The following is a 23,981-nucleotide window of genomic DNA, read 5'->3' on the forward strand; positions in this document are numbered from 1 at the left end:
CCCTTGGGGGAGAACCGAATCCGATGCGTGAAGTTTCATAGAGTTACGGCGGCCATAGCGACAGGGAAACGCCCGGTCCCATTCCGAACCCGGAAGCTAAGCCTGTCTGCGCCGATGGTACTGCACTCGACAGGGTGTGGGAGAGTAGGACACCGCCGAACACCCGTTCCGAAAGGGGACCCACACTGTGGGTCCCCTTTCGTGTTTTCGTATGCAGAAAATGTGCCGGCCCAACGGTTTTCGAGAACCGGCACGAGCTGCTTCCCGGTTCGCAGACGAACCGGGAAGCAGCCGGAGAATCAGGGGCGCGGCGCCTTCGGACGCGCGACCGGCCGCGGCAGAGCACGCGTCAGACGCGGAGCCCAACCGTGCGACGGCCAACGCTTGAGACCCAGCCGGTCCGGCGTGACGCGAGTGTTGACGAACTTGCCTTCGAGCTCTTCGTCGGCCTCCCCGACGAACCGGTAGAGGATCGTGCCGCCGTTCTCCTCCGTGCGAGCGGCCGCCTCCCACCCGGTGGCTCGATAGACCGCGCGGACGATGTTGTCGGCGACGACGATGATGGGCAGCCCGTCGATCCCACGCGCTGCCGATCCCGCCGGCCACGGCTTCGACGCGAGTTCGCGCACCGCCGCCGGCGACGCCTTCTTCGCCTCGTTGACCCGCAGCACCACGCACGGCGTCGGCAGTTCGGGAGCGGGGGAGGCCGAGTACTGACGAACGAGCTCGGCGATCGGGATGGCGGCGCGGTCGGCTTCCGACTCCTCTGTTGCACGCGCCAGGTTGGTGAGTACGCATTCGCCGCGGTGCGGTTCGGTCAGTCCCAGTGCCGCGATGACCGCTTCGGCCGTCACTGCGGCGGTGTGGTCGGCGTCGGTCTTCGGGTTCAGCGCGTCGGCGACGACGAAGTGCTCCACCGCGTAGCCGGACTCGTAGACGGTTCGGATGCGCCGCAGAGCCGCCTCGGTCTCGGGTGTGGCCAGCGGTGTCTTCTCACCGGCCTCGGTCAGCTTCGAGGTCTCTCCGAGCGCCGTCCAGACGAGGGTGAAGATGCGATTTCCGCGTCCGGCGCCGACATAGAAGATGCTCCGATCACGAGGGTCGAGCAGGGCGTAGACGTAGGCGCCGAGCTGATCGCAGATGTTCTTCGGAAGCAGTTTCGGGCTGGGAGCGCGGTCCTCGACATGGTTCACGAGAGCACGCAGGACCGTCAGGCGCAGCGCCACGGGGACCTTGCCGGCGGACCCGCCGAACAGTTCGCGGTTGGCTGCGTCCACGGAGCCGAAGGTGCGTCCGATGTGACGGCTGAGGGCGCCGAGCGCGTGGGTGAACTCCGCAAGTCTCTGGCGTGGATCGTCCGCTGTATCCGGCAACTCGTTGCTGGTCAGGAACATCTGGATCTCGGGAGATTCCAGCAGAGTTTGGGCAATGTTCGGAGGAACTGTCCACACTGTGCGCATAGAGCGACTCTAGGCCACACACAAGATTGGGGAGCCGCTCCGCGCAGGCGCCGCGCCGCCGAATCCGGAGGAAGAACCCGAGGCGAACCCGGGCGGGATAAGCTCGCGTGCCATGACAGCGGTGCGGACCCGTTCCCGTTCTCGATTGTTGCGGGACACCGCGTCGTCCGCGCAGGTCGAAGCACTCCTGATCATCGCGGTCGCGACCATCCTCGTCACACGTCTGTACCTGCACCTGACGGGCTATCCGCAGGTCGGCGGGTCGGTCCTGCACATCGCTCACGTGCTGTGGGGCGGTCTGCTCATGGTCGCCGCGTTGATGGTCTCGATGACCTTCATCGGCCGGGCTCCCGACCGTATCGCGGTGGTGCTCGGCGGCATCGGGTTCGGTCTGTTCCTCGACGAGGTCGGCAAGTTCGTCACGAAGACCAACGACTACTTCTACCGGCCCTCGGTGGCGATCATGTACGTGGTGGTCGTGCTGCTGCTCGTCGTCAATCGAGCGGTGCATCTCCGTCGCGGGCCCTCGCCCGACGAGTATCTCGCCAACGCCGCGCTCACGGCGACGGACGGGCTCACCCACGGCCTGACCCCGACCGATCGCGACCAGGCGCGAGTGCAACTCGAACGCGCTCGGGAGGGCGGAGTCGATCCCGAAGTCGTCGAACAGATCGATCTCCTGCTCGCCCGGTGCCGGGAGGTGCCGTCGCGCTTCTCGTGGGTGTCGCTCCGGCTGCCGGAGCCGCTGCGGGGTGAGCGCAGCGTCCGCGTCGCGGCGGCGCTGCTCACCGTGTTCTCCGTCGGCATCCTCATCAACGCGGCCGCCACCTTCGAGGAGGATCTCGCCGCGCGGACGAGCGACGTGGTGACCGTGATCCAGCTCGTCGGTTCCGGTGTCACCGTCCTGTTGTGCGTGGTGGGATCGGTGGGCCTGTGGCGCCGGCGGAGGTGGGCGGTGCGTGCTCTGCGGACGGCCGCGTTGATCACCGTCTTCTTCGTCGACGTGGTCGAGTTCGCCGTGCAGGAGTTCGGGGCGTTGCTCAATGTCGCCGTGGGTGCTGCTGCGCTGTCCGTGTTCTCACACCACCTGCGTCAGGTGTCCCGGCACGAGGCGCTGCCCGACACGGCGTGAGCAGGTGAGCACTTGTGTCGAGACCGTGGCGGACGAATCACGGCGCCGCTGCCCACCGTGTGCGCTTCGTCGCATACCGTATAGACCGTGAGCACCCCAGCCTCTGACGCCACCGGTTCCGCGTCGACCTGGCCCGCGCTACTCACGTGGCGTGCGGCCGATGTGTCTCGGATGGAGTCGGTACGAGTACAGCTCTCCGGCCGCCGCATCAAGGCGTCCGGTCGCATCGTGGGTGCGGAGTGCACCGACCATCCGGCCTTCAGCGCGTCGTACGACCTGGTGACGGACGAGAACGGCGTCACCCGCCGATTGTCGGTGCGCACCACCCTCGCTTCGGGTGAGCGGCACATGTCCCTCACCCGGTCCGAAGAGGGCATCTGGATGTCCGACAACGGCATCAACCATCAGCGGTCCACCTTCGGCGGGGCGTTGGACGTCGACGTGGTGTTCAGCCCGTTCTTCAACGCCCTGCCCATCCGCCGGCACGACCTGCAGGCCGGAGCCGACGACGTGGAGGTGCCCGTCGTCTACGTCAACCTCATCGATCTCAGCATCGAGGAGGCCACGGTCGTCTACAGCAGTGCGTCCGACGGCATCCACGTACTGTCGCCGCGCTCCTCGTCGTCGGTGACCGTCGACGAGGACGGCTTCGTCCTCGAGTACCGAGGACTCGCGTCCCGAATCTAGGGCTGCCCCGACGCCTCCACCGCCATGGCCACGGCGAACGCGGCCGATTCGGCGGGGTGGCTGCCGTGCCCGTGCGTGCCGCCGGTGAGGCCGACGATCTGGAGTCCGACCGGCGACGACCCGCCGTCCGGGGCCGGCACCGACACGGCCGGGACACCGAGGACGCTGAACGGGATGCACATCTGCAGCAGCGGTGCGCGCAGCTCGACGGGATCGCTCGTCAGCGGCGCCGAACGCACGCCGGTGGTGACGGTGATCAGCGCGTCGAGCTTGTCCACGGTGCGGAGGCGGTGCACGACGTCGTGACGCAGTCGCGCCACCGCCCGGGCGGCGTGGATGTACTCGTAGGCCGGCCGGGCGCGTTGCGCGGCGAGCAAGGCGGCCGTCGGAGGCTGGTAACGGCCGGGGTCGGCTTCGAACCAGGCGCGATGTGTCTCGTACGCTTCCGAGCCGGTGACCACGGGATACAGCTCGAGCATCTCGTCGGTCTCGGGCAGTTCCACGTCGACGACGCGGGCGCCCAGATCTGTGAGGGTGCGGCACGCCGTCTCGACGGCCTCGTCGAAGACGGGCGACAGATCCCAGATGCCGCCCCGCAGGCGTCCGATGCGCAGTTCGGAGACCGGAGTGCGCAGGTGCGCGATACCCGGAAGCGCGCCCCATGCGAGCGAGGCGTCCAGGGCGTCGGCGGTGAGCAGACCGACGTGGTCGAAGGTCGTCGACAGCGGGAACACGCCCTGCTCGGGAAGAACACCGAAACCGGGCTTGAATCCGACGATCCCGCACAGCGCCGCCGGGGTGCGGACGCTGCAGCCGGTGTCGGTTCCCAGCGCGACGGGCACGATTCCCCTCGCGACCAGCACTGCGGAGCCCGACGACGAACCACCGCTGATCAGGTCCGGGTTGTGGGGATGGGGGGCCGCGCCGGACACATTGATCAACCCGGTGGGTCCGTAGGCGAACTCGTGGAGATGGGTCTTCGCCACCACGATGGCTCCGGCTTCGCGGAGCTTCTCGATGACTCGAGCGTCGCGCCGGGCCGGAGGCGCATCGGCGAGGACCGCGCTGCCGCAGCGGGTGGGGAACCCGGCGACGTCGATGTTGTCCTTCACCGCGACCGCGACACCGTGCAGGGGACCGATCCAGTTTCCGGCGGCGATCTGCTCGTCGGCGAGCGCTGCGGCTTCGAGTGCCGCCTCGTCGTTGCGGGCGGCGACGGCGTTCTCCCAAGGCGTTCCGACGAGGGCGTCGAGTCCGGCGAGAACCGAGCGGACGTGCTCGCTCGGGGTCGTCTTGCCGGTGGTCAGCGCCGAGGCGATGTCGCGGAGGTTCATCGCGTCCACACTCCACCACGTCGTCCGGCTTCGCGGAATGTCTCGATCCAACCCTCGTCGCCGGGCTGCGTGCCGACGATGGGGTCGCGACGACGCTGTTCGTAGCGGGTCCGGGCCGCGTGACCGGCGCGGGTGAGGTCGGAGGTGCTGCGGTCGGCCAGTTGTTCCCGGGCCGTCCTCAGCACCTCGAGCGTCTCGTCCAGCGCGACCAGCAGAGCCTCGGCGTTGCCCTCGCACATCGCGTCCACCAGAGGCGGGGCCGTCGCTGCGACCCGCGTGCCGTCCCGGAAGGAGCCGGCGGCGAGACCGAGTGCGAGATCGCCGCCTCCGGCGCCCGACAGGGCCAACGCTTCGGCAAGGAGGTGGGGGAGGTGGGAGACCCGTGCGACCGCCGCGTCGTGCTCCCGGGACTCGGCGGGCACGACGACGGATCCGCAGTCGAGCGCGAGGTCGGCGACCTGCCGCCACACCTCGGGATCGGTGCCGTCGTCGACGGTCACCACCCACACCGCATCGCGGAACAGGTCGGCGGTCCCAGCGGTCCAGCCGGACTCCGCCGTACCCGCCATGGGATGCCCACCCACGAAACGCCGCGACAGGCCGTGAGCGGCGACGGCAGCGGCCACTTCCGCCTTGATGCTCACCACGTCGGTGAGTGCGACGTCGGGGGCGTGCTCGGCCACCGCCTCGAGGATGCTGCCCACCGCCGGCATCGGCACCGCGATCACCACCAGGGCGTCGGTGTCGGCGGCGCGACGCAGCGTCGCGGTGAGGTCGGTGGACGCGTCGAAGCCGTCGGCGACGGCGGCCTCCACGGCCTGCGACGACCTGTTGTAACCCCACGCCTGCCTTCCGGTCGCCGCGGCGGCGCGCAGCAGCGAACCACCGATCAGACCGAGGCCGAGGACACAGACGGGCGGGGAAGAGACGGCTGAGGACACCTCATCAGGTTGGCATATCCCGTGCTGGGCTTCATTCACCGGACATGGCCGACTACCGTTGCGCCCATGGCTGCACAGCGTGTAGGGAACAAGAGCCCTTCCGTGACCCAGAGCGGGAACACCGCCGGGAATTCGAGCGACGACCTCGACGGCTTCGCCGTCGCCGTGACGCGGGAGGAAGGTCGTTGGAAGTGCCGGGCGTTGTCCGGTGCCGCACTGACGAGTCTCGATACCGCAGTGACCGAGTTGCGGGAGCTGAGAAGCTCCGGTGCAGTGTTCGGTCTGCTGAACGTGGACGACGAATTCTTCATCATCGTGCGTCCCGCACCTGCGGGAACGAGGTTGCTGCTGTCCGACGCGACGATGGCCGTCGACTACGACATCGCCGCCGACGTCCTCGATGCGCTGAACATCGAGATCCCCGACATCGATCCCGACGAGCTCGACGACATCGAGCCGTGGGAGGAGGGCGACCTCGGCATCCTGGCCGACATGGGTCTGCCCGAGCCGGTGTTGTCGGTGATCCTGTCGGAGACCGACCTGTATCCCGACGAGCAGCTCGACGAGATCGCCCAGCGACTCGGTTTCGACGACGTCCTGGGCAACACCCTGGACAAGCTCCGTTAGATGGGGCTGCGCGACGACGAGGCATTGATCCGGGTCGCGCTGGAGGCCGCCGCTGCCGCGCCCGCCGGTGACGTACCGGTGGGCGCGGTGGTGTTCGGGCCGGACGGCACCGAGATCGCGCGGGCGGCGAACTCCCGCGAGGCCACCGGCGACCCCACAGCGCATGCCGAGGTGCTCGCCCTGCGCGCGGCAGCGCAGGTCTACGGCGACGGATGGCGTCTCGAGGGCGCAACCCTCGCCGTGACCCTCGAACCCTGCACGATGTGCGCTGGAGCGTTGGTGCTCTCCCGGGTCTCGCGGGTGGTCTTCGGGGCGTGGGAGCCGAAGACGGGCGCCGTCGGGTCGCTGTGGGACGTGGTGCGCGATCGGCGCCTCACGCACCGTCCGGAAGTGCGCGGTGGTGTGCTCGAAGCCGAGTGCGCGGCCGTGCTCGAAGCGTTCTTCCGGGAACATCGAGGGCCGGCTTCGGAGCTGTGACCAGGCGATTTCAGGATGAGGCCTGCAATCCGCTAGAGTCGTCAGCGGTGGCGTGACCGAGCGGCCGAAGGAGCGCGCCTCGAAAGCGCGTGACGGGTAACCCCCGTCCGTGGGTTCAAATCCCACCGCCACCGCCAGAGAGCCCCTTACCTGTTAGTGCAGGTGAGGGGCTTTTCTCATGCCTGCAGGTCGCCAAGGCCGGGGTCCGAAGCATCCGCTACGGCTTTTGCTATCCGCCGCGGCAATTGCTGTGGCGGATAGCGAACTTGATTGCGAGTGGACTGCGGAGTCGACGAAGCGCCCGAGGGAGTGTGGGTCGGGCTACCTGCATCCGCCCAGGTCTTCCGATAGGTTCGCGTCTGCATGCTCGCAATCGGAAGGGGAACTGTGGATCGCGTCTGCTCGACGATCGTCGGACCCGCCGAATCCGACGTCCCGCCGGCCGTTCTCGTGCACGGGGTGCTGGCCTGGGGAGACGACGAGACCTACGGATTCGGTCGGCAGCGGCCCTTGGGGGCGTCACGTCGGCTGATCCTGATGGACCGCCGCGGGCACGGCGACTCGCCGGATCTCGACGGGGCCCATCGCACCGACTACGAGGTGGACGCCGCCGACATCGTCGAACTGCTCGGTGACGGCGCCCATCTCGTCGGACATTCGTACGGTGCGGTCGCAGCGATGCTCGCGGCGGTGGAACGGCCGGACCTGGTGCGGTCGCTGTGCCTGATCCAGCCCGGGTGCCTGAAGGTTGCGGAGAGCGAACCGGTGGTCGCCGAGAACCTCGCCCGCGCTCGCGCGTCCCAGGTGACGCTCCCGCCCGAGCTCACTGCGGAGGACTATCTGCGTCTCATCACGGAGAGCGTCGGCATGCCGCCGGCGGAACCCACCCCGAAGCGACTACGCGCAGCGGCGACGTCGATGCGGGAGAGACCGTGCTGGGACGCCGACATCCCCCTCGAGTCGCTCGCGGCGGCGCCGTGGCCGAAGCTCGTCGTCGTCGGTGACTGGGCGGGCGCACCCGACGAGTACAAGCGGCTGGCGGGAGATCCGCTGACGGTCACGGCGCGGGTCGTCGCCGACCGGATCGGGGGAGAACTGCTCGAGGTTCCCGGCTTCTACCCGCACGTCCAGCAGCCGGACACTGTCAACGAGGCGCTCGAGGAATTGTGGAGTCGGGCCGACGCTCGTTGACAGGAGGTCGGCCGACGGCGTCGGCGACCATCACGGCGAACATCCACAACCCCGCCGCGACACCGGCGACCGCTGCAACGGCCGAGGCTGCGAAACCTCCTGTCAGACCGACGATTCCGATCACCAGCATTCCCCAGCCCATGACCCGGAACATCGCGCGGCCGAAGGCCCGTGCGAACGGAACGAAGTGCGCACCGACGACACAGACCACCCACGCGACCGTCAGTTCCGAACGATCGAACGACGCGAGAAGCCGTGCCCCACCGACGATCAGCACGATCATTGCCACGACCGACACGAGATAGATCGTCGACGCCTGCTTCGAGGGCGGCTCCAACTGCTCGAATCTCCGCGGCCGAACGAGCACGGCCCACGCGAAAACAACGACGGCGCAGACCCACCCGGCCGCGACGATCCAGACCCACGGGGATCCCAGAGCGGCACCGTTCACGAGCATGAAAGCCGACGCGCCGCCCGCGCCGATCAACGCTCCCCACACCTCGGGACGATGGGTCGCTCGGTAACCCCTCGCCGTTCCCGCTCCGAATCGCTCCGCAGGCGGTGTCGTGCGCATCCAGTTCCCCCAACTCCGAGTCGGCCACCGGTCCGCCTGTGGACGCTAGCGGATGGGTGGCCGCTCGTCGTCAGAGTTCGCGCCAACTCCCGTCGTTCATGTCGTGTCCGTGTGCGGCCATGAGCATGAGGCCGCCGTCGACGGGGATCGAGCGGCCCGTCAGGTACGACGAGCGTGGGGACGCGAGGAAGGCGACGACGGAGGCGACCTCGTTGACGTGCCCGGGGCGCCCGGTGGGGTTGCCCGGTCGCTCCTCGTGGAAGGCCTCGGATTCGTCCATGCCGGTCATGGGCGTGGAGATCTCACCGGGAGCGACCGAGTTGACCGTGATGCCGTACCGCGCCCATTCGAGGGCGAGGCACTGCGTGAGCATGCCGAGCCCGGCCTTCGCCGTGCAGTAGGCCGAGGCCCCGTAGCGGGGGATGTGTTCGTGGACGCTCGTGATGTTGACGATGCGGCCGCCGCCCCCGGAGTCGATCATGTGTCGCGCGGCGCGTTGGGAGCACAGGAACGGGCCGTCGAGGTCGGTGGAGAGCATCTCCCGCCACCGTTCGAAGGACAGGTCGAGCACCTCGTCGCGGTGTCCGGTGCCGGCGTTGTTGACGAGGACCCCGAGACCGCCGAGCTTTCCGGTGAGTTCGTCGATCACGTCGGCGGTGTTCGGACTGGTCAGGTCCTGTCGGGTCACGAAGCACCGCTGTCCGCGCTGTTCGACCGCGGCACGGGTGTCCTCGGCCCCGGCCTCGTCGGTGTGGAAGGTGATGCCGACGTCGAACCCCTCGGCGGCGAGCAGTTCGGCGGTCGCCTTGCCCATGCCGGAGTCGGCGCCGGTGACGATGGCGAGTCTGTCGTGAGCTGGAGTGGTCATGCCTCGTGGTTACCCATGAGCGCCCGCGGCAGACTGTGACCCCACGGCAGACTGTGACCCCACGGCAGACTGGGACCATGCGTCTGTTGCTGCTCGCCGACACCCACGTACCGACGCGCGCCCGCGACCTGCCGTCGCAGGTGTGGGACGAGGTGGACCGCGCAGACGTGGTGATCCACGCGGGCGACTGGATGGACGTGGCGCTGCTCGACGCGCTGGAGGAACGGTCGCAGCAGTTGGTGGCGTGCTGGGGTAACAACGACGGTCCGATCCTGCGGGAACGGTTGCCGGAGGTCGCGCGGGTGACCCTCGACGGTGTGCGCGTCGCGGTGGTGCACGAGACCGGAGCGTCGACCGGGCGCGACAAGCGGATGGCCGCGGCCTATCCCGACACCGACGTCCTCGTCTTCGGCCACTCGCACATCCCGTGGGACACGACGGCACCGAGCGGGTTGCGCCTGCTCAACCCGGGTTCACCCACCGACCGGCGTCGGCAGCCGTACTGCACCTACATGACCGCGACCATCGACGACGGCGTGCTCCGCGACGTCGAACTGCATCGGCTCGGGTGAGGGCGATCGAAGGGGAGGTTGTGTGCGTATTTTCGCGAACGGACGCACGCAACCTCCCCGAACTCAGTCGCTCGGGCCGATCAGTTTCCGCACGACTTTCAGGAGTTCGTCGACGTCCTCGGGCGGCGTCGTGCTTGTCTCGCCCGACATGGCGGCGCCGTAGTAGAGACCGTCGCCGATGAGCGCGACCGCGCGCGCTGCCGCGGGATCGGTGACCTCCTCCGCCAGGGCGTCGAACCAGCCCTGGTGGATATGACGCAGTGCCTGCTGGGCGCGCGGGTTCGCGGTCTGGCTCAGGCGGGTCAGGGCGACGATGGCCCGGTCGATCGGAGTGTCGGCGAAGACCGACGTGCGGATGTAATACGCCGCCGGCCCTTCGGGAGCCGCACGCATGCGTTCGACGTCCTCGGCCCCGAGCGCTTCGACGTGCTCGGCGAGACCTTCGACCAGAGCGTCCTTCGACGGGAAGTGGTAGAGCAGACCACCTTTCGAGACGCCGGCGGTTGCGGCGACGGCCTCGAGGGTCGCGGCGCGCTCGCCCTGTTCGAGCAGGATCGTCACGAAGGCGTCGAGGAGTTTGGCGCGGGCGGCTGGGGCGGGTGGCACGGCCCGATCGTACGACCTCGTTACTGTACCGTCCAGCTGGTACAGTAACGGGGGTTCGTTTCCTCTCTCGCGAAAGTTCGATATCCGTGGCGACATCTGTGCCTGTTTCGGAACCCACCGCGGTGAAGGCGGCTGCTCGGGACTGGGTCGCCCTCGCGGTGCTCATGCTCCCCGTGCTGCTCGTGTCGGTGGACAACACCGTCCTGGCCTTCGCACTGCCCGGGATCTCGTCCGCGCTGCAGCCCACCGCCGCGCAACAGCTGTGGATCATCGACATCTATCCGCTGGTGCTCGCGGGCCTGCTGGTGGCGATGGGCAGTCTCGGCGACCGCATCGGGCGACGCCGGCTGCTGCTCGTCGGCGCGACCGGCTTCGCCGCCGTCTCGGTGGCCGCGGCCTATGCACCCTCCGCGGAACTGCTCGTGACGGCGCGCGGCGTGCTCGGCTTCTTCGGCGCCATGCTCATGCCGTCGACACTGTCGTTGCTGCGCAACATCTTCCTCGACGCCGCCCAGCGGCGCCTCGCCATCGCGATCTGGGCGTCGTGCTTCGCGGCGGGTGCCGCGCTGGGGCCGATCGTGGGCGGATTCCTCCTCGAACACGCCTGGTGGGGTTCGGTCTTCCTGTTGGCGGTGCCCGTGCTGATTCCGTTGCTCGTGCTCGCGCCGATCTTCGTCCCCGAGTCGAAGGACCCCAATCCGGGCCGCATCGATGTCGTGAGCATCGCTCTGTCGATGCTGGCCCTCGCCCCGATCGTCTTCGCGATCAAGAAGATCGCCGACAGCGGCGTCGGTGCCGTCGTCATCGTCCCGGCCGTGGTCGGCGTGGTCGCGCTCGTCGCCTTCGTGCGCCGGCAGCTGCGTCGCCCGAATCCGATGCTCGACGTCCGTCTGTTCCGCGTGCCCACCTTCTCCGGTGCCGTCGCGGTGAACCTGCTGTCCGTCGTCTCCCTCGTGGGCTTCCTGTTCTTCGTGTCCCAGCACCTGCAACTGGTGCTCGGGCAGAGCCCGATGGAAGCCGGACTGAGCCTGGTCCCGGGACTGGCGGTGATGGTCGTGGCCGGGATGTCGGTGGTCGCGCTCGTACGGTGGGTGCAGCCGTCGTCGATCATCGTCTGCGCGCTCCTGCTCTCGGCGACCGGCTACGCGCTGGTGTTCCTGCTGGCCTCACCGTCGGCATTCGCACCGATCATCGTGGCGTTCGCGGTCCTCGGCGCGGGTATCGGTGCGGCGGAGACGTTGTCGAACGACCTCATCGTCTCCAGCGTCCCGCCCGCGAAGGCCGGTGCCGCGTCGGCGGTGTCGGAGACGGCCTACGAGATGGGTGCCGTGCTCGGTACGGCGATCCTCGGGTCGGTGCTGTCCGCGTCCTACAGCGCACACCTGTTGCTTCCCGCCGGGCTGGACGCAGAACAGGCGCAGGCCGCCCGCGAGACACTCGGCGGCGCCCACGCCGTGGCCGGGACCCTGCCCGCCGACCGGGCCGACGCACTGCTCGCCGCAGCGGGATCGGCGTTCGACAGCGGCGTCACCATCACCTCCGGAATCGGCGTGGTCCTCATGATCGCCTCCGCCGGAATCGCGTGGTTCACGTTGCGCCCGAATCGCGTGGTTCACGCTGCGACGCCGCCCGTGACGTAGCACCCCACGCGGAATCCGACATCGTTTAAATTTGCAGGATGCGGAAACTGGTGTGGGCGCTCGTCGCCGTCGTGGTCGTGGCGCTGCTCGGCTTCTTCGTTGCCCCATGGGTATACGGGACGTTCATCGCCGAGGACGACGCACCCGCCGCGTCCGTTTCGACCGAGGGCGCCGAAGCCGCGACCGGTGAGCTCGACGGGGAGTGGACCGTCGTCGAGGGTGCCGAACCCAACCGCACCGCCGCCGGCTACACCGTGCACGAGATCCTGCGCGGGGCCGACGTCACCGTGGTGGGCAGCACCGATCAGGTCTCCGGTTCGGCGACCATCACCGACGGCACCCTCGAGACCGCCGAGGTCGTCGTGCAGGTCGAGGGCATCACCACCGACAGCGGCCAGCGCGACAACCAGTTCCGCACCCGGGTGATGGACACCGCGGCGCACCCGACGGCGACGTTCGCCCTCACCGAGCCGGTGGACCTGTCGTCCCTGCCCGACGACGGCAGCATCGGTTCCGTCACCGCGACCGGCACGCTCACCCTGCGCGGCGCCGAACGGCCCGTGACCGTGGACGTCGACGTCCTGCGTACGGGTGAGCGCCTCGTGGCGTCGGGAAGCATCCCCACCACCTGGACGGATTACGGCGTCGAGCCGCCGAACCTCGGATTCGTGACAGTCGACGGCGCGGGCAGCGTCGACTTCCTCGTCACGCTCGAGCAGAGCTGACGCTCTCGGTCTCCTCCGCGCGGGTCTGCTTCGGCACCCAGCCGGGCGGGCCGAAGGCGTAACCGAGCTTGTCGCGGAACTTGCCGGCCGTACGCCAGTCGCGGGCGATCGCCCGGTACTCGTGCGTCTGCAGGTCCCAGATGTTGTACGTGCCCACGGGCTTGGTGAGCCCGTAGGTGGGCCGGTGGTCCTCGGCCTTGAAGGTGCCGAACATCCGGTCCCAGATGATGAGGATGCCGGCGTAGTTGCGGTCGAGATAATCGGGATCGGAGCCGTGGTGCACCCGATGGTGCGACGGCGTGTTGAACACGAACTCGATCGGGCGGGGGAGCTTGCCGACCCGCTCGGTGTGCACGAAGAACTGGTAGACGAGGCTGACGGAGAAGCCGACGAAGACCATCCACGGCGGGATGCCGATCAGGGGGAGTGGCAGCCACATGATGATCTCGCCGCTGTTGTTCCACTTCTGGCGCAGCGCGGTCGCGTAGTTGAAGTACTCGCTCGAGTGGTGCGCCTGGTGGGTCGCCCAGACCAGGCGGACACGGTGCGCCATCCGGTGGTACCAGTACCAGAGGACATCGATGCCGACGAGCAGGATCACCCACGTGTACCAGGCGTCGGCGGGCAGGTGCCAGGGTGCGACGTAGACCCACAGGGCCGAGTATCCGACGAGGGCCAGTACCTTCCATGCGGCGCTCGTGACGATGGAGACCAGACCCATCGAGATGCTCGCGCGCGCGTCCCGCTTTTCGTAGCCGCCGCGCGGGGGATGGGCGCGTCCGTCGGGGCCCGGTTCGACGTGTTCGAGGGTGCGGGCCGCGATCCATTCGAGGATCAGGAAGGTGAGGAAGGCGGGAATCGCCAGGGTCACCGGATCGTGGAGGGGGTCGAGCAGCGACCCCCACGATTCCTGCAGGGTTTCCCACATCGCAACGACCTCCGATAGCTGTGAACAACCGTCCACGTTACCGCTGGTGTGGCATGGATCACCAGAGCCCTGCCGTGCGACCCGGGTCGCGACTCGCGTCCGCACGATTCCGGGTGGTCCGGTATTGCTGGTAGGAATTGACCCGTCCCGTCGAGACGGGCCGGTCGACGACATCAGGCAGCGCGAGAGGCATGGCATGCACATCACCGCGAGGGTCGACTACGCCGTGCGGACCCTGCTCGAACTCGCGGCGATCGAGGACGGTCGCCTGACGAAGGCGGAGACCCTCGCGACGGCGCAGAACATCCCGCACAAATTCCTCGAGGCGGTTCTCGCCGACCTGCGTCGTGGCGGGTTGGTGAACAGCCGGCGGGGACCGGAAGGCGGCTACTGGCTCGCGCGACCCGCGACCGAGATCTCCATCGCCGACATCATCCGCACGGTCGAGGGCCCGCTGGCATCGGTGCGCGGGGAGCGGCCCGAGGACGTCGTCTACAGCGGGGCCGCCGAACGACTGCAGGACGTGTGGATCGCCGTGCGTGTGAACCTGCGCGCCGTGCTCGAAGAGGTGTCGCTCGCGGACGTCGTCACGGGAGGCCTCCCCGGTTTCGTGGAGGATCTCACGAAGGATCCGGGGGCCTGGGAGCGTCGCCGGGTGTGAAGCCCGCGATAGGCCGGGATCGCCTGTGGGCGATGTCATAACTTTGCGCAACTCTGCAAACTTACAGAGCTCTGCAAAATCGGTACCTTGGATGAAGTGACCATCACTCTCGGCCTGCGCGACCGCAAGAAGGCAGCCACTCGCGCGGCTCTCGCGACCGCCGCGGCCGAACTGGCCCGCGAACACGGTCTGTCCGCCGTGACGGCCGATGCGATCGCAGCGCGCGCGGACGTCTCGACCCGCACCTTCCACAACTACTTCGCCAGTAAGGAAGACGCCGTCCTCGCCTATCTCGAGACCCGGGTCGAGGAGTGGATCGACCTGCTGCGCGATCGTCCCGCCGACGAGGACATCATGGACTCACTGCTCACGGTGGCCCTGGACGTCGTGCAGAACCCTGCCTGGCCGTTCGACGAGATCGTCGCGTGCATCACCCTGCTCGAGGAGAGCAATGTGCTGCTGTCCCGGCAGATCGAGGTCGAGCGGCGCTCGTCGCTGTTGCTCGTCGAGATCATCGCCGAACGCACCGGCACCGACCCCGACGCCGATCTGTATCCCTCGCTGCTGAACTACGCCGCCATGGGCGCCGTGCGCGCGGCCATGGAGACACACGCGACCGGGACGACGGACAGGTCGGTCGAAGAGCTGATCCGCGAGGCGTTCGACCAGCTCCGACGCGGATTCTCCTGACCCCGGACCTCTGCCCGTTCCGACCATCCGACCCCACCAGGATCTTCCGACAAAGAAAGGGTGCCCCGTGGCGACCTACCTGTACCGGCTGGGCAAGTTCGCCCACAGACGGAAGGGCGCAGTGCTGTCCTTCTGGATCGCGCTGCTCGTGCTCTTCGGGGTCGGTGCAGCGACTCTGTCCGGGCCCACCACTGACGCGTTCACGCTTCCGGGCACCCCCGCGCAGAAGACCCAGGACCTCATGGCCGAGCGGTTCCCCTCGACCGAGGATCCGATGAACGGGCTCAGCGCGCGGTACGTCTTCGCCGCGCCCGACGGGCAGACGCTCGACGACCCGGAGAACCTGGCCGCCGTCGACGAGGTCCTCGCCGCAGTCCGTGGCATCGACCGCGTCTCACCGCCCGCCAAGGTCGATCCCGCCACCGCCTCGCCGGAGGAACAGGCCGGCGCGCTGGTGAACCCGGTCCTCGCCGACGCCGGTCTCGTCGAGCAGATGAAGGCCGTCGCCGCGCAGCAGGGCACTCCCGAAGAGACTGCGCTGTCCGACGCCCAGGCCCTGTCGCCGCTGAGCGCCGACCGCACCGTCGGCTTCGTCACCGTCCCGTTCGAGGGCGAGATCACCGACGTCGACCAGGCCCTGCGCGACCAGATCTTCGACGCCGCCGAGATCGGCCGTGACGCCGGCCTGACCGTCGAGGTCAGCGGTACGGCCGCCGCCGAGATGGGCATGCCCGGTGGCACCGCCGAACTCATCGGCATCGGCATCGCCGCGATCGTGCTCACCCTGACCTTCGGCTCGCTCGTCGCCGCCGGACTTCCGCTGATCACCGCACTCGTCGGCGTCGGCATCGGCAGCCTCGGCATCACCATCGCCTCCGGCTTCGCCGACCTCAGCTCGATGACCCCGACGCTCGCGGTCATGATCGGCCTGGCCGTGGCGATCGACTACTCGCTGTTCATCGTCTCGCGCTTCCGGCACGAACTCACCGTCACCGCGGATCGCACCGAGGCCGCCGGCCGCGCCGTGGGCACCGCCGGTTCCGCGGTCGTCTTCGCCGGCCTGACGGTCATCATCGCCCTCATGGCGCTGAGCGTCGTCGGCATCCCGTTCCTGTCGGTCATGGGTTACGCCGCCGCGTTCACGGTGCTCATGGCCGTGCTCATCGCCGTGTCGCTGCTGCCCGCCGTGCTCGGACTGTTCGGTGAGAAGGCCTTCGCCGGCCGGATCCCGTTCCTGAACAAGCGCGAGCACGGAGAGGACAACCCCGGCGCGGGTGCCAAGTTCGTGGGCGTCCTCACGCGCCGCCCGCTGATCCCGCTCGTCGGCGGCGTGGTCGTCCTCGGCGCTCTCGCCCTGCCTGCCACCGGCCTGCAGCTGGCGCTGCCCTCGGAGGCCACCGCGGATCCCGCCACCAGCGCCCGTAAGGCTTACGACCTGGTCGACGAGGGATTCGGTCCCGGACGCAACGGCCCGCTGGTCGTCGTCGTCGACACCCAGGACGCCGACGTGGAGGCCCCGGTCGCGTTCGGTGCCGTCGTCGGCAAGCTCTACGAGAACGACGAGGTCGTCAACGCCCAGATCGTCGCGGTGAACGAGGCGGGCGACACCGCCCAGATCCTCGTCACCCCGCGCAGCGGCCCGACCGATCCCGCGACGATGGACCTCGTCCAGAGCATCCGCGACGGCGAGACCGAATTGAACGAGGAGTTCGGCCTGTCCTACGGCGTGACCGGCCAGACCGCGCTCGAGGGCGACATCTCCGACAGCCTCCAGAGCGCACTGGCTCCGTACCTCGCGGTCGTCGTCGGCCTCGCCTTCATCCTGCTGATGCTGGTGTTCCGCTCGATCCTGGTCCCGCTCACCGCGACCCTCGGCTTCCTGCTCAGCGTCCTGGCGACCTTCGGTGCCACCGTCGCGGTCTTCCAGGAGGGCTGGGGCGGCCTGATCGCCAACCCGCAGCCCATCGTGAGCTTCATGCCGATCATCCTCATCGGCGTCGTCTTCGGTCTCGCGATGGACTACCAGGTGTTCCTGGTGACGCGTATGCGTGAGGACTACGTCCACGGCGCGAGCGCACTCGAGGCCGTCCGCAGCGGCTTCGCGCACGGCGCCCGCGTGGTGAGCGCAGCGGCGATCATCATGATCTCGGTGTTCGCGGCGTTCATCGCCGAACCGGACTCGCTGATCAAGTCGATCGGTTTCGCACTCGCGGCGGCGGTCTTCTTCGACGCCTTCATCGTCCGCATGGTCATCATCCCGTCGGTGATGGCGCTGCTCGGCGACAAGGCGTGGTGGCTGCCGAAGTGGCTCGACCGGATCCTTCCGAACGTCGACGTCGAGGGCGAGAAGCTCACCCGCGAGCTCGGCGCCACCGAGCCCGCACCGGAATCCGCACGAGTGTGACGAACCCCGCCCGGCCACGTACCCGACACGGTACGTGGCCGTCCGGGTGGTTCGTGAAGATTGCTGCAGGGAGTCGCAGGTAGCGTAATGCCCATGTTGCTACGGCTGTTGCGCCGCTTCATGGCGCCCTATCGGGGTGCCCTCGCGGGGGTCGTACTCCTGCAGCTGGTCGCGACCGGGGGCATGTTGCTGCTCCCGAGTCTCAACGCCGACATCATCGACAACGGCGTGGCGACCGGGGACATCGACTACATCGTCCGGACCGGTCTGCTGATGCTCGTCATCAGCGCCGTCGAGGTCGGTGCCGCGACCGGTGCCGTCTACTTCGCGGCGCGTGCCGCGATGGGCTTCGGCCGCGACGTGCGGCTCGCGCTCGTCCGGAATGTGGGGCGGTTCTCGGCACGCGAGTTCGGGACGTTCGGTGCCCCGTCGCTGATCACCCGCAACACCAACGACGTGCAACAGGTCCAGATGCTGGTGCTGATGACCTGCACCATCGTCGTGACCTCCCCGATCATGGGGATCGGTGGCGTCATCATGGCGATCCGCCAGGACCCCGGCACCTCGCTCGTGCTGGTCGTCGCCGTCCCGGTGCTGATCTTCACCATGGTCACGCTCATCGCGCTCATGCTGCCCGGCTTCCGGGTCATGCAGAAGCGCATCGACTCGGTGAACCGGGTGCTGCGCGAGCAGATCACCGGCATCCGCGTGATCAGGGCATTCGTGCGCGACGAGACCGAGAAGGCCCGCTTCGACGGCGCCAACGACGACCTCACCGCCACCGCCCTGCGCGTCGGCCGCGTGAACTCCGTGCTGTACCCGGCGGTGCTGCTGATCTCGAACGTGAGCACCGTCGGCGTCCTGTGGGTGGGCGCCCACCGCATCGACTCCGGTGCGATGCAGGTCGGCTCCATTACCGCCATGATCACCTACATCGCCCAGATCCTCATGGCCGTGCTCATGACGTCGTTCGTCGCGATCATGGCTCCGCGCGCCGCGGTCTGCGCCGAGCGCATCCTCGACGTGCTCGACACCGAACCGACGGTGTCCTCCCCCGCCGAACCGGTCCGCGAACTCCCGACCCGCGTCACCCTCGAACTCCGCAATGCCGGTTTCTCGTATCCCGGTGCCGACGCTCCCGTGCTCAGCGGGGTGTCGTTCCGCGCCGACCCCGGTTCCACCACCGCGATCATCGGCGGCACCGGCTCGGGCAAGAGCACCCTGATGCGGCTCGTGCCGCGGCTGATCGACGTCACCGCCGGGCAGGTGCTCGTCGCGGGTGTCGACGTCCGGGCACTCGACACCGACGTGTTGCGCTCGCGCATCGCCGTCGTGCCGCAGAAGGCCTACCTGTTCTCCGGCACCATCGCCGACAACCTCCGGTACGGACGCGCCGACGCCACCGACGACGAACTGTGGCACGCCCTCGAGGTCGCGCAGGCCGCCGACTTCGTCCACAAGACCGAGGACGGACTGAACACGGTCCTCTCCCAGGGCGGCACCACGGTCTCCGGCGGACAGCGGCAGCGACTCGCGATCGCCCGCGCCCTCGTCCGCCGGCCCGCCATCTACCTGTTCGACGACGCCTTCTCCGCACTCGACCCGGCGACCGACTCCCGCCTGCGCGCGGCGCTCGAACCCGAGACGCGCGACGCGTGCGTGCTCATCGTCGCGCAGCGGGTCTCCACCGTGCAGGACGCCGACCGCATCGTCGTCCTCGACAACGGCGTCATGGTCGATTCCGGGACGCATCTCGGTCTGCTCGGCCGGTGCCGGACGTACTCGGAGATCGTCGAGTCGCAGAGGATGGCCACGGTATGACGACTCCGGAAGCGGCGGCACCGTCGCGTCTGCGCACCATCCGCCGGGTGCTCGGCCTGCTCCACCCGCACCGTTACGCCGTCTACTCGGTGCTGCTGTCCGCCTTCCTCGGTGTCGTGAGCATGTCGGTGGCGCCCTTCGTGCTCGGCCGCGGCACCGACGTCATCTTCGACGGGGTGGTGGGCATGCAGCTCCCCGCCGGACAGACCAAGGACGAAGCCGTCGCCGGTCTGCGCGCCGAGGGCCGCGACCAGTTCGCCGACATGGTCTCGGGGATGGACGTGGTGCCCGGACTCGGCATCGACTTCTCGGCCCTCGGCCGGATCCTCGTCATCGTCCTGGCGCTGTACCTGCTCTCGTCCGGTCTGATCTGGGTCGCCGCCTACGGCCTCAACGAGATCGTGCAGCGCGTCGTGCGCGACATGCGGTCGCGGATCGAACGCAAGATCCACCGGTTGCCGCTGCGGTACTTCGACACGCATTCGCGCGGCGACCTGCTCAGCCGCGTCACCAACGACATCGACAACGTCGCCGCGGGCATGCAGGAGTCCATCTCCCAGCTCGTCCTCGCGGTGCTGACGCTGCTCGGTCTCGTGGTGATGATGCTGTTCATCTCGCCGATGCTCGCGCTCGTCGCGATTCTGACCGTCCCGGCGTCGGTCGTGGCGACGGCAGTGATCGCGCGTCGCTCGCGCAAGCACTTCCTCGCGCAGTGGGAGACGACCGGCAAGCTCAACGGGCAGATCGAGGAGGCCTTCACCGGGCACGAGCTCATCACCGCCTACGGCCGCACCGCGGAGGTGCAGCGACGCTTCACCGACACCAACGAGTCGCTGTACCAGGCCTCCTATCGCGCGCAGTTCGTGTCCGGCCTGGTGATGCCGTTCGTGACCTTCCTCGGCAACGTCGGCTACGTCGTCATCGCGGTGCTCGGTGGTCTGCGGATCGCGTCGGGAACCGCGACGCTCGGCGAGATCCAGGCGATGATCCAGTACTCGCGTCAGCTCGTGCAGCCGCTCGCGCAGATCGGCGCGATGGTCAACCTCCTGCAGTCGGCGTCGGCGTCGGCCGAGCGGGTGTTCGCGGTGCTCGACGAACCGGAGGAGGAACCGGAGGTCGCGGCGCCGACGATGCCGTGGAGCCGGCACGGACTCGTCGAGTTCGAGAACGTCGCCTTCTCGTACACCCCCGACCGGCCGCTCATCGAGAACCTGTCGTTGCGGGCCGAACCGGGCCAGATGATCGCGATCGTCGGACCCACGGGCGCCGGCAAGACCACCCTCATCAACCTGATCCTGCGCTTCTACGAGGTCGACGCGGGCCGGATCCTCGTCGACGGCGTGGACATCCGTTCGATGTCCCGCGACGAACTGCGCTCGCGCATCGGCATCGTCCTGCAGGACACCTGGCTGTTCGGCGGCACCATTCGCGAGAACATCGCCTACGGCAACCCGTACGCGACCGAGAACCAGATCATGTCCGCGGCCAGGATGAGTTACGTCGACCGTTTCGTGCGGGCCCTGCCCGACGGCTACGACACGATCATCGACGAGGAGAACGACGGCAACCTCAGCGCCGGCGAGCGTCAGCTCATCACGATCGCGCGGGCGTTCGTGTCCAAGCCGTCGATCCTCATCCTCGACGAGGCGACGAGCTCGGTCGACACCCGCACCGAACTGCTCGTCCAGCAGGCCACCGCGCGGTTGCGCGACGACCGCACCAGCTTCGTCATCGCCCACCGTCTGTCGACCATCCGCAACGCCGACCGCATCGTGGTGATGGAGGACGGACGGATCGTCGAACAGGGCACGCACGAGGGGCTGCTCGAGGCGGCCGGTGCGTACGCGAGGTTGTACGACGCGCAGTTCAAGGCACTCGTGGAGTGAACACGGGAGACTTCGGCGCGGCCTGATACAAACCATTCCGTCCTCGCGGGCGGGGCGGGACACTTCTGGCCATGACGGGGGTGCGGACAACGGCGGTACGGTCGACTCTCGATCTCGTGCGTTCTGCGCGACCGGGGGTCTTCCGGGTCGACGAGACCACACCGGCGGGGTGGATCATGCAGCACCTACGACGTGGGGGACCGGCGACGCGCACGATGCTCGCCGACTTCACGGGCCTGTCGGCGTCGACGGTCAACCGGGCGGTGACGTCGTTGCTCGATCACGGGTTGCTGCGCGACCGTCCCGATCTCGCTCCGCGGGGGCGGGTGGGACGGCCGCACGTGCCGGTGGAGGTGGACACCGAACGGGGCTTCCTCACCGGTATCCATCTGGGGGAGCGGGAGACCCGGCTGGTCTCCGGCGACCTGCTCGGACGGGAGTTGCACCGGACGACCTTCGCGACACCGGCGTCGGCGTTCGATGTCTTCGCCGCGATCGGTGCGGCGCTGCGGGTGCACGAGTCACAGCTGCACGGCAGGCAGCCGCTGTGGGCCGGCCTCGCGGTGGGTGGTCTGTACGACGAGCGCCGAGGGGCGCTCGACCACCCGCGGCTGGGCTGGTGCGAAGCGCCCGTGGACGTGTTGTTCCGGGCGATCGTGCCCACGCCGTACACGGTCGTTCCGTACGTGGAGGCGGTCGCGGAGGTCGAATACCGCCGGTTCGAGAGTGCCTTCCGGCGACGACCCGAGAGCTGGCTGTATCTGTGTGCGGAGGAATCGATCTCGATGGCGTGGCTCGTGGACGGCCTCGCACGGTCCTCGGCAGACGACATCGAATCGTTCTGTGCTGTACTCGAACCGGGGAGCGCCGATGGCACCGACCCGTCGCCGAACCGGGCGGTGCTCCTCGGCCGTGCGGTCGCGTCGGTGCGGGACGTCGTCAATCCCGACGTGGTGACCGTCGGTGGTGAGGCGTTCGCCCGGCACGGACGGGAGCGTGAGGACGTGTCCGACGGTTACCGGCAGCGGTCGTCGTACAACGATGTGCCGCTGCGTTTCTCGGAACCCGACGACGATCTGCGGTCGGCGGCGGCGCTCGGTGCGGCGTCGCGGGTGATGTACGTCGATCCGATCGGCGCGATGCAGGCGCGGTGAGAACGGGCGTCCGGGCACCGGTGTGATCGAATCGTCCCGGATTTCAGTGCAGCACTTCGCGCGCGGTGCGACGGACCGCATCGGTCAGCGCGTCGAGTACGGGGGAGTCCAGCCGCCACCGCTGCCAGTACAGCGGCACGGCGATCGGGTCGTCCGGGGCCAGGCTCACGAGATCGGTGGTGTCGGCGACCATCGCATCGGGGAGCATGGCCCAGCCCAACCCCAGCCGCGCGGCCTCGACGAATTCGAGGGCGCCCGGAACGTAGTTGCGCGGCGGATTCAGCCGCCGCCGGGTCCGCTTGCGGACGAAGCGATCCTGCATGTCGTCCTTGCGGTCGAAGGTGAGCATCGGGGCTTCCCGCAGTTCGGTGGGGGTCATACCCTCGGGGAACCAGCGTTCGGCGAAGTCCACGCTCGCCATCGCGTGATAGCGCATGGCGCCGAGCTTCTCGGACGTGCAACCCTGCACGGGTTCGGGGACGGAGGTGACCGCCGCCATGGCGGTGCCGTCGCGCAACAGATCCGTGGAGTGGAACTCGTCCTCGCGGTGCAGTTCGAACAGTGCCCGATACCGCACGGGCATCCGGGCCAGGGCGCGCAGCAACCAGGTGGACATCGAATCGGCGTTGACGACGAGCGGGATCGTGGCGTAGCTCCCGGTGTCGGCGCCGAGCCCGAGTTCCTCGGAGGCGTCCTGTTCCAGCCGCGCGACCTGCCGGGCGAGCCGCATCACCACCTCGCCGGCCGCGGTCGCGCTGACGGGCCGGGTCCGTCGCAACAGCACCTGACCGACGTGTTGTTCGAGCGACTTGATGCGTTGGCTCACCGCGGACGGTGTGACGCGAAGAACAGCCGCCGCACCCTCGAAAGTGCCCTCGTCCAATACCGTTGCAAAAGTGCGAAGTTGAGCGAAGTCGAGATCCACATCAAGAAACTCTAATGCAGGTACAGCAAAACCAACTGTTCTTATCTCGACAGGATTCCTAGCGTCGATGCCATGTCACTCGTCGTCGCCGGATTCGTCACAGGTCTGTCCCTCATCGTCGCCATCGGTGCGCAGAACGCCTTCGTCCTGCGCATGGCCATCGCGCGACGATTCGTGCTGCCTGTGATCGCGATCTGCGTGATCTCCGACGCCGTGCTCATCACCGCGGGCATCGCCGGGATCGCGACGATCCTCGACCACGCTCCCGGCGCGATCGACGTGATCCGTTGGGCGGGTGCCGCTTTCCTCATCTGCTACGGACTCTTCGCGGCACGCCGCGCGCTGAAGCCGTCGGCACTGTCCGCCGCCCCGGGTGGTGCCGTCACCATCGGCGCGGCCCTGCTGACCTGCCTGGCGCTGACCTGGCTCAACCCGCACACCTATCTCGACACCGTGCTCATGCTCGGTTCGGTGGCCAACCATTACGGCAACCCCGGCCGGTGGTGGTTCGGTGCCGGGGCGATCACCGCGAGCGTCGTGTGGTTCGCCGCCCTCGGGTACGGCGCCCGTTATCTGCGTGCCTGGTTCGCCAAGCCGTCCTCGTGGCGCATCCTCGACGGCGGCGTCGCGGTCCTGATGCTCGGCCTCGGTGCCGGACTCGTCGCCTCGGCCTGATCA

General features: G+C 68.5%; 23 protein-coding genes, 1 tRNA gene and 1 rRNA gene. 17 read left to right on the plus strand and 8 right to left on the minus strand.

What is annotated here, in order from left to right:
* The first annotated feature begins 44 nt into the window (after positions 1-44).
* A 5S ribosomal RNA gene (rrf, locus tag AC0LPE_RS01280) occupies positions 45-161 on the plus strand.
* 138 nt (positions 162-299) lie between these two features.
* On the opposite strand, the gene AC0LPE_RS01285 is transcribed toward rrf, so the two are convergent.
* Positions 300-1,460: a GIY-YIG nuclease family protein gene (locus AC0LPE_RS01285; protein WP_490605474.1), complete on the minus strand. Its 1,161-nt coding sequence runs from the start codon at positions 1,458-1,460 to the stop codon at positions 300-302.
* Positions 1,461-1,572: 112 nt separating this feature from the next.
* On the opposite strand from AC0LPE_RS01285, the gene AC0LPE_RS01290 reads away from it, so the two are divergent.
* Together AC0LPE_RS01290 and AC0LPE_RS01295 are read left to right on the plus strand one after the other, a co-directional pair.
* A complete protein-coding gene (locus tag AC0LPE_RS01290; protein ID WP_160876156.1) occupies positions 1,573-2,592 on the plus strand; it encodes a hypothetical protein in 1,020 nt (339 codons plus the stop codon).
* A gap of 87 nt (positions 2,593-2,679) precedes the next feature.
* Positions 2,680-3,279 (plus strand): putative glycolipid-binding domain-containing protein, encoded by a 600-nt coding sequence (locus AC0LPE_RS01295; RefSeq protein ID WP_081314818.1) that lies wholly within the window; start codon positions 2,680-2,682, stop codon positions 3,277-3,279.
* On the opposite strand, the gene AC0LPE_RS01300 is transcribed toward AC0LPE_RS01295, so the two are convergent.
* Both AC0LPE_RS01300 and AC0LPE_RS01305 read right to left on the minus strand, forming a co-directional pair.
* Entirely contained in the window at positions 3,276-4,622 is a 1,347-nt protein-coding gene (locus AC0LPE_RS01300; RefSeq protein WP_160876154.1) for an amidase, read from the minus strand. The two genes, AC0LPE_RS01295 and AC0LPE_RS01300, sit on opposite strands and share 4 nt — an antisense overlap.
* Positions 4,610-5,572, minus strand: coding sequence for a prephenate dehydrogenase (locus AC0LPE_RS01305; protein WP_419957095.1), 963 nt, complete (start codon positions 5,570-5,572; stop codon positions 4,610-4,612). The genes AC0LPE_RS01300 and AC0LPE_RS01305 overlap by 13 nt, the downstream gene beginning before the upstream one ends.
* A 48-nt stretch (positions 5,573-5,620) precedes the next feature.
* On the opposite strand from AC0LPE_RS01305, the gene AC0LPE_RS01310 reads away from it, so the two are divergent.
* The 4 genes from AC0LPE_RS01310 (at position 5,621) to AC0LPE_RS01325 (ending at position 7,849) form a co-directional block, all read left to right on the plus strand.
* On the plus strand, positions 5,621-6,181 hold the full coding sequence (locus AC0LPE_RS01310) for a tRNA adenosine deaminase-associated protein (protein WP_202400029.1): 561 nt from the start codon (positions 5,621-5,623) through the stop codon (positions 6,179-6,181).
* The gene (locus AC0LPE_RS01315) at positions 6,182-6,658 is read left to right on the plus strand and encodes a nucleoside deaminase (protein ID WP_006552538.1); all 477 of its coding nucleotides are present in this window, start codon (positions 6,182-6,184) and stop codon (positions 6,656-6,658) included.
* A 46-nt stretch (positions 6,659-6,704) separates the two neighbouring features.
* A tRNA-Ser gene (locus tag AC0LPE_RS01320) sits at positions 6,705-6,795 on the plus strand.
* 250 nt (positions 6,796-7,045) lie between these two features.
* Positions 7,046-7,849, plus strand: a complete 804-nt coding sequence (locus tag AC0LPE_RS01325) for an alpha/beta fold hydrolase (RefSeq protein ID WP_301847984.1) — start codon at positions 7,046-7,048, stop codon at positions 7,847-7,849.
* Here AC0LPE_RS01325 and AC0LPE_RS01330 read toward each other — a convergent pair.
* Together AC0LPE_RS01330 and AC0LPE_RS01335 are read right to left on the minus strand one after the other, a co-directional pair.
* Positions 7,803-8,348, minus strand: coding sequence for a hypothetical protein (locus tag AC0LPE_RS01330; RefSeq protein WP_490605475.1), 546 nt, complete (start codon positions 8,346-8,348; stop codon positions 7,803-7,805). The genes AC0LPE_RS01325 and AC0LPE_RS01330 overlap by 47 nt on opposite strands.
* Before the next feature lie 145 nt (positions 8,349-8,493).
* Complete coding sequence (locus AC0LPE_RS01335; protein ID WP_490605476.1) at positions 8,494-9,291, minus strand: SDR family oxidoreductase; 798 nt, start codon at positions 9,289-9,291, stop codon at positions 8,494-8,496.
* 77 nt (positions 9,292-9,368) lie between these two features.
* Between AC0LPE_RS01335 and AC0LPE_RS01340 the strand changes: the two genes are divergently transcribed.
* Positions 9,369-9,863, plus strand: coding sequence for a metallophosphoesterase family protein (locus tag AC0LPE_RS01340; protein ID WP_088899154.1), 495 nt, complete (start codon positions 9,369-9,371; stop codon positions 9,861-9,863).
* 63 nt (positions 9,864-9,926) lie between these two features.
* Here the strand turns inward: AC0LPE_RS01340 and AC0LPE_RS01345 are convergent, their stop codons facing one another.
* On the minus strand, positions 9,927-10,469 hold the full coding sequence (locus AC0LPE_RS01345; RefSeq protein ID WP_267499186.1) for a TetR/AcrR family transcriptional regulator: 543 nt from the start codon (positions 10,467-10,469) through the stop codon (positions 9,927-9,929).
* Positions 10,470-10,567: 98 nt separating this feature from the next.
* On the opposite strand from AC0LPE_RS01345, the gene AC0LPE_RS01350 reads away from it, so the two are divergent.
* Both AC0LPE_RS01350 and AC0LPE_RS01355 read left to right on the plus strand, forming a co-directional pair.
* Entirely contained in the window at positions 10,568-12,109 is a 1,542-nt protein-coding gene (locus tag AC0LPE_RS01350) for an MFS transporter (RefSeq protein ID WP_160876142.1), read from the plus strand.
* Positions 12,110-12,147: 38 nt separating this feature from the next.
* Positions 12,148-12,834, plus strand: a complete 687-nt coding sequence (locus AC0LPE_RS01355) for a YceI family protein (RefSeq protein ID WP_160876140.1) — start codon at positions 12,148-12,150, stop codon at positions 12,832-12,834.
* On the opposite strand, the gene AC0LPE_RS01360 is transcribed toward AC0LPE_RS01355, so the two are convergent.
* Positions 12,815-13,762, minus strand: coding sequence for a sterol desaturase family protein (locus tag AC0LPE_RS01360; protein WP_016690967.1), 948 nt, complete (start codon positions 13,760-13,762; stop codon positions 12,815-12,817). The genes AC0LPE_RS01355 and AC0LPE_RS01360 overlap by 20 nt on opposite strands.
* Positions 13,763-13,958: 196 nt before the next feature.
* Here AC0LPE_RS01360 and AC0LPE_RS01365 point away from each other — a divergent pair, with 196 nt between their 5' ends.
* The 6 genes from AC0LPE_RS01365 to AC0LPE_RS01390 all read left to right on the plus strand — a co-directional run bounded on the left by AC0LPE_RS01365 (position 13,959) and on the right by AC0LPE_RS01390 (position 22,378).
* A complete protein-coding gene (locus tag AC0LPE_RS01365; RefSeq protein ID WP_490605477.1) occupies positions 13,959-14,423 on the plus strand; it encodes an RrF2 family transcriptional regulator in 465 nt (154 codons plus the stop codon).
* Positions 14,424-14,519: 96 nt separating this feature from the next.
* Positions 14,520-15,113, plus strand: coding sequence for a TetR/AcrR family transcriptional regulator (locus AC0LPE_RS01370; RefSeq protein WP_490605478.1), 594 nt, complete (start codon positions 14,520-14,522; stop codon positions 15,111-15,113).
* Positions 15,114-15,180: 67 nt separating this feature from the next.
* Entirely contained in the window at positions 15,181-17,517 is a 2,337-nt protein-coding gene (locus AC0LPE_RS01375) for an MMPL family transporter (RefSeq protein WP_490605479.1), read from the plus strand.
* Positions 17,518-17,610: 93 nt separating this feature from the next.
* Positions 17,611-19,338, plus strand: coding sequence for an ABC transporter ATP-binding protein (locus AC0LPE_RS01380; RefSeq protein ID WP_160876134.1), 1,728 nt, complete (start codon positions 17,611-17,613; stop codon positions 19,336-19,338).
* The gene (locus AC0LPE_RS01385; RefSeq protein WP_016690972.1) at positions 19,335-21,224 is read left to right on the plus strand and encodes an ABC transporter ATP-binding protein; all 1,890 of its coding nucleotides are present in this window, start codon (positions 19,335-19,337) and stop codon (positions 21,222-21,224) included. The genes AC0LPE_RS01380 and AC0LPE_RS01385 overlap by 4 nt, the downstream gene beginning before the upstream one ends.
* A gap of 116 nt (positions 21,225-21,340) precedes the next feature.
* Positions 21,341-22,378, plus strand: a complete 1,038-nt coding sequence (locus AC0LPE_RS01390; protein ID WP_229566822.1) for a MarR family transcriptional regulator — start codon at positions 21,341-21,343, stop codon at positions 22,376-22,378.
* A 43-nt stretch (positions 22,379-22,421) separates the two neighbouring features.
* Here the strand turns inward: AC0LPE_RS01390 and AC0LPE_RS01395 are convergent, their stop codons facing one another.
* Entirely contained in the window at positions 22,422-23,303 is an 882-nt protein-coding gene (locus tag AC0LPE_RS01395) for a LysR family transcriptional regulator ArgP (protein ID WP_160876132.1), read from the minus strand.
* A gap of 72 nt (positions 23,304-23,375) precedes the next feature.
* Here AC0LPE_RS01395 and AC0LPE_RS01400 point away from each other — a divergent pair, with 72 nt between their 5' ends.
* Positions 23,376-23,978: a LysE/ArgO family amino acid transporter gene (locus tag AC0LPE_RS01400; RefSeq protein ID WP_145691022.1), complete on the plus strand. Its 603-nt coding sequence runs from the start codon at positions 23,376-23,378 to the stop codon at positions 23,976-23,978.
* Positions 23,979-23,981 lie beyond the last annotated feature (3 nt).

This window comes from Rhodococcus sp. S3 (genome assembly GCF_058211795.1).

Coding starts and splice junctions, on each gene's coding strand:
- AC0LPE_RS01400 (WP_145691022.1), top strand. CDS start 23,376: ATGTCACTCGTCGTCGCCGGATTCGTCACAGGTCTGTCCCTCATCGTC.
- AC0LPE_RS01365 (WP_490605477.1), top strand. CDS start 13,959: ATGCACATCACCGCGAGGGTCGACTACGCCGTGCGGACCCTGCTCGAA.
- AC0LPE_RS01285 (WP_490605474.1), bottom strand. CDS start 1,460: ATGCGCACAGTGTGGACAGTTCCTCCGAACATTGCCCAAACTCTGCTG.
- AC0LPE_RS01360 (WP_016690967.1), bottom strand. CDS start 13,762: ATGTGGGAAACCCTGCAGGAATCGTGGGGGTCGCTGCTCGACCCCCTC.
- AC0LPE_RS01315 (WP_006552538.1), top strand. CDS start 6,182: ATGGGGCTGCGCGACGACGAGGCATTGATCCGGGTCGCGCTGGAGGCC.
- AC0LPE_RS01340 (WP_088899154.1), top strand. CDS start 9,369: ATGCGTCTGTTGCTGCTCGCCGACACCCACGTACCGACGCGCGCCCGC.
- AC0LPE_RS01335 (WP_490605476.1), bottom strand. CDS start 9,291: ATGACCACTCCAGCTCACGACAGACTCGCCATCGTCACCGGCGCCGAC.
- AC0LPE_RS01380 (WP_160876134.1), top strand. CDS start 17,611: ATGTTGCTACGGCTGTTGCGCCGCTTCATGGCGCCCTATCGGGGTGCC.
- AC0LPE_RS01355 (WP_160876140.1), top strand. CDS start 12,148: ATGCGGAAACTGGTGTGGGCGCTCGTCGCCGTCGTGGTCGTGGCGCTG.
- AC0LPE_RS01385 (WP_016690972.1), top strand. CDS start 19,335: ATGACGACTCCGGAAGCGGCGGCACCGTCGCGTCTGCGCACCATCCGC.
- AC0LPE_RS01290 (WP_160876156.1), top strand. CDS start 1,573: ATGACAGCGGTGCGGACCCGTTCCCGTTCTCGATTGTTGCGGGACACC.
- AC0LPE_RS01310 (WP_202400029.1), top strand. CDS start 5,621: ATGGCTGCACAGCGTGTAGGGAACAAGAGCCCTTCCGTGACCCAGAGC.